This window comes from Saccharomonospora iraqiensis subsp. paurometabolica YIM 90007 (assembly GCF_000231035.2).
GTDB lineage: Bacteria > Actinomycetota > Actinomycetes > Mycobacteriales > Pseudonocardiaceae > Saccharomonospora > Saccharomonospora paurometabolica.
Genome location: NZ_KI912204.1, coordinates 5,492 through 9,615, shown reverse-complemented (window position 1 = coordinate 9,615; position 4,124 = coordinate 5,492). Strand labels below are relative to the sequence as shown.

General features: G+C 72.9%; 4 protein-coding genes. 1 reads left to right on the top strand and 3 read right to left on the bottom strand.

All coding sequences use genetic code 11. From position 1 onward, the window contains the following. Window positions 1-198: 198 nt before the first annotated feature. Together SACPADRAFT_RS0203085 and SACPADRAFT_RS25300 are read right to left on the bottom strand one after the other, a co-directional pair. Window positions 199-564 carry an SH3 domain-containing protein gene (locus SACPADRAFT_RS0203085; RefSeq protein ID WP_007026731.1) on the bottom strand — a complete coding sequence of 122 codons (366 nt, stop codon included), beginning with the start codon at window positions 562-564 and terminating at the stop codon, window positions 199-201. Between the two features lie 217 nt (window positions 565-781). After that, window positions 782-2,398, bottom strand: coding sequence for an MDR family MFS transporter (locus SACPADRAFT_RS25300; RefSeq protein ID WP_007026730.1), 1,617 nt, complete (start codon window positions 2,396-2,398; stop codon window positions 782-784). A gap of 226 nt (window positions 2,399-2,624) precedes the next feature. Between SACPADRAFT_RS25300 and SACPADRAFT_RS0203075 the strand changes: the two genes are divergently transcribed. Beyond that, window positions 2,625-3,470, top strand: a complete 846-nt coding sequence (locus tag SACPADRAFT_RS0203075; protein WP_007026729.1) for an arylamine N-acetyltransferase family protein — start codon at window positions 2,625-2,627, stop codon at window positions 3,468-3,470. A gap of 21 nt (window positions 3,471-3,491) precedes the next feature. Here the strand turns inward: SACPADRAFT_RS0203075 and SACPADRAFT_RS0203070 are convergent. Then, window positions 3,492-4,124 (bottom strand): VWA domain-containing protein (locus SACPADRAFT_RS0203070; RefSeq protein WP_007026728.1); only part of this gene is annotated, 633 nt, incomplete at its 5' end.

The following is a 4,124-nucleotide window of genomic DNA, read 5'->3' as shown; positions in this document are numbered from 1 at the left end:
GAGGGTCGCCGCGGTGACGGCCGCCACGCCGAGCGCGGCGGTGACCGGGACCAGCACCCGTCGGCGGCGGGGTGTGCGCGGGGCCGTGTCCGGGTGGTCGGGTCCGTCGTCCCCGGTGGGGGTGGGGGTCTCGTCGGGGGTCACGGTGGTGGCCTCCTCGGTGCGGTTCGGCTGTTCCCGTCGGCGCGTGTGGCGCCGTCAGGTGTAGGCGCAGGTCTCGTACGGGAGATCGACGCGGATCAGGTCGTTGCGGGTGTAGCCGAACACGTAGGTGGTCCAGTTGAGGTTGTACCACCACACGTGCATGCTGCCCGACGGTCCCTGTTCGTAGTGGAACATGCAGGTGCGCTGGCCGCGGTAGCCGAGCCCGACGCTGGGGTGGGAGGGTCCGGGGCCGGTGCGCAGGTGCACCCCGTCGGCCTCGTAGTCGCCGAGGTCGCCGACCTGGGCGGTGGCGGTGCCGGCCACCGGCACGCACAGCGCCACGGCGGCGCCGAGTGCGGTGAGCAGGGCGCCGCGGCGTGGTCGTGGGCGGCGGCGTGGTCGTGGCGTCACGGAGACCATGTCGTGCCGGTGACCTCCCGGTCGTCGCGCGCCCGTCCGGCCGGGTGGCTCCCGGTGCTCACACGGTCGTGGCGCGTTCCCCAGTGGTGTGGCCGCCCCGGGGGGCGGCCCGGGGCGATGCGGTGGCCGACGGTAACGACCACGGGGATGGACGCGCGGGGGCCATGGGCACGTGTCACCCGACCGGACCAGTCGGTCGGTGGGTGGGGTGCGCGGTTCAGGCGCGGCGGGCGGTGGTGACCGGCTCGTCCCCCGCGGCCGCCGCGGGGTCGGGTGTGGTGGCCGCGGGCTCGGTGGTGGGGGTGTGCGGCGCGGGCGGTGTCGTGCCGTCGTGGTCGTCGAGGTCGAGGGTCTCGCGCAGGGGTTGTTCCCGGATGAAGGCGACGGCGACGACGGTGACCAGGGCCGCGCAGGCGGCGATGAGGAACAGGGTGCCGGTGGCGTGGCCGTAGGCGGCGCGCACGACCTCCCGCACGGGCGGGGGCAGCGCGTCGACGTCGAGGGTTCCGCCCCCGCCGTTGAGGGCGTCGCCGACGGGCAGGCCGCGGGCGGTGAGGGTGCTGGTGATGTGGTCGGCCACGCGCATGGCGAGCACCGCACCCAGCACGGACACGCCGGCGGAGCCGCCGAGGGTGCGGAAGAAGGTGACGGTGGCGGTGGCGGCGCCGACGTTGCGCATGCCGACGGTGTTCTGCGCGGCCAGCACGAGGTTCTGCATCATCGAGCCGACGCCGGTGCCCATCAGCGCGAGGAACACGCCCATCCACCCGAGGTTGGTGGTGTGGTCGACGGTGGAGAGCAGGGACAGCCCGGTGAGCAGCACCAGCGACCCGGCCACGAGGAACGGTTTGGTGCGGCCGGTGCGGGACACGATGCGGCCGGTGATGGTGGAGGAGGCGACCATCCCGCCGACCATCGGCAGGGTGAGCAGCCCGGCCACCGTGGGGGAGTAGCCGCGGGCGATCTGGAAGTACTGCACGAGGAACACCGCACCGCCGAACATGGCGGTGCCCACGGCCAGCGAGCCGACGATGGCGAGGGTGAAGGTGCGGTCGCGGAACAGCCGCAGCGGCACCACGGGTTCGCTGACCCGGGTCTCGACGAACACGGCCAGCGCCAGCAGCGCCAGTGCGCCGCCGACGAGCCAGCCGGTGGTGGGCGAGAGCCACGCGAAGTCCTGCCCCGCGAGGGAGAACCACACCAGCAGCAGGGTCACCCCGGACACCAGCAGCAGCGCACCCAGCCAGTCGATCTTGATGTCACGTTTGACGACGGGCAGTTTCAGGGTGCGGCCGAGCACGACGAACGCGGCCACGGCGATGGGCACGCCGACCCAGAACGTGAACCGCCAGCCCAGCGGGGAGTCCACGATGAGCCCGCCGATCAGCGGTCCGGAGGTGGTGGCCACGGCGAAGGTGGCGCCGATGTAGCCGGCGTAGCGGCCGCGCTCCCGCGGGGTGATCATCGCCGCCATCACGGCCTGGATGAGCGCCTGCAGTCCGCCCATGCCGATGCCCTGCAGGGCGCGGAACCCGATGAGCTGCGGCATGGTCAGCGCGAACCCACCGAGCACCGACCCGAGCGTGAAGATCACGATCGCGACCTGGTACAGCACCTTCTTGCTGAACAGGTCGGCCAGCTTGCCCCAGATCGGGGTGGTGGCGGTGGAGGTCAGCAGCATCGCGGTGACCACCCACGCGTACTGGCTCTGCGTGCCGTCCAGGTCGGCCAGGATCGTGGGCAGCGCGCTGGAGACGACGGTCGACGACAGGATCGCCACCAGCAGCGCGAGCAACAGCCCGGTGAACGCCTTGAGCACCTGCCGGTGCGACATCGGCCGCTCGGGCGGCTGCCCCGCGTGCGGCGGCGGGGCTTCGGCGCCGGACGGGGGGCGCTCGGGCGCGGACGTGGCGGGACTCCCTTCACGGACCGGAAATCTTTTCCTAAGCTAACGAAAAAAGTTGTGTGATGCAACTATGCTCGGGAGTGTGGCCCGCCGCACCCCGCCGCCGCGCCGCCCGAATTGACCTCCACCGCACTGCAGGTGTGACGCTGACGCCATGACCACCACCGCACCCACCCCGGCACCCACCGACACCGACGAATGGGGCGTCGACGCGCTCGACCTCGACGCCTACCTCGCCCGCATCGGCTTCGCACACACCCCCGCCGCACCGTCGACGGAGGGGCTGCGCGCGCTCCACGAGGCCCACGTGCGCACCATCCCGTTCGAGAACCTCGACGTCGTGCTCGGCCGCACCCCGGCCCTCGACCTGGCCTCGATCACCGCGAAGCTCGTGCACCGGCCCCGCGGCGGCTACTGCTACGAACACGCCCTGCTGTTCGCCGCCGTGCTGCAGCGGCTCGGCTACCCGGTCGTGCGCGGCGTGGCCCGCGTCCAACCCGACCACCCCGGCCCGCAGACCCACGTGATCCTGCTGACCCGCGTCGACGACGTCGACCACCTCGTCGACGTCGGCTTCGGCTCCGGTGTGCTGCACCCGATGCCGCTGCGCGACGGGCACGTCGTCGACCAGGCCGGCTGGCCCCACCGGCTACGCGCCGACGGCCGCACCTGGCGCCTGGAGCAGCACACCGACGACGGCTGGAGGGCCCTGCACGCCTTCGACACCACCCCGCAGCGCCCGGTCGACTACACCGTCGGCAACCACTACATCGCCACCCACCCGGACTCCCCGTTCACCGGCCGCCCGGTGGTGATGCGCCTCGAACCCGGCCGCTGCCGCCGCCTCGTCGGCACCGAACTGCACACCACCCACCCCGACGGCCGCCCCACCGAGCGGGTGCCCGTCCCCCCGGAGCGACTCGACGCGACCCTGCGCGAGCTCGACATCACCCTCGACCCGGACGAGCTGTCCCGGCTGCGCGACCGGCTCGCCGGGTGACCCGGCACCCGCCCGCGCGGCTCACCCGGCGGGCATCAGCTCCGTGATCAGCCGGGACAGCTGCCGCACGTTGCGGCACTCGTGCATCGGCACCACCCGCGCGTAGTGGTGGGCCGCCGAGTCACCGGTTCCCCACAGGTTCTCCGGCTCCGGGTTGAGCCAGTACACGTGCCGCGCCGCGGCCGCCACCTCCCGCAACACGGGCAGGTTCGGATCACCCCCGTTGGTGCGGCCGTCCCCGAGGATCAGCACGCTCGTACGCGGCCCCACCGCGTCCGGCCACCCGGCCACGAACGAGTCCAACGCCCCGCCGTAGTCACTGTTACTTCCCCAGGTCGTCACCCGCGCCTGCGACAGCACCCGCACCGCGAGGTTGCGCGGGTCCTCACTGCCGGCCCGCACCAGGTCGGTCACCTCGTCGGTGACCCCGACGAACGCGAAACTGCGCACCTTGCTGAACTGGTCGGACAACGCCTGGATCAACAGCAGGGTGAACTGCGCGAACCCGGCAACCGACCCGGACAGGTCACACAGCAGCACCAGCTCCGGCCGGTGCGGACCACGCCGTCGCAACACCGGCCGCATCGGCACCCCGCCGGTGGCCATCGACCGGCGCAGCGTGCGCCGCAGATCGATCCGCCCGCGCGCCGCGCG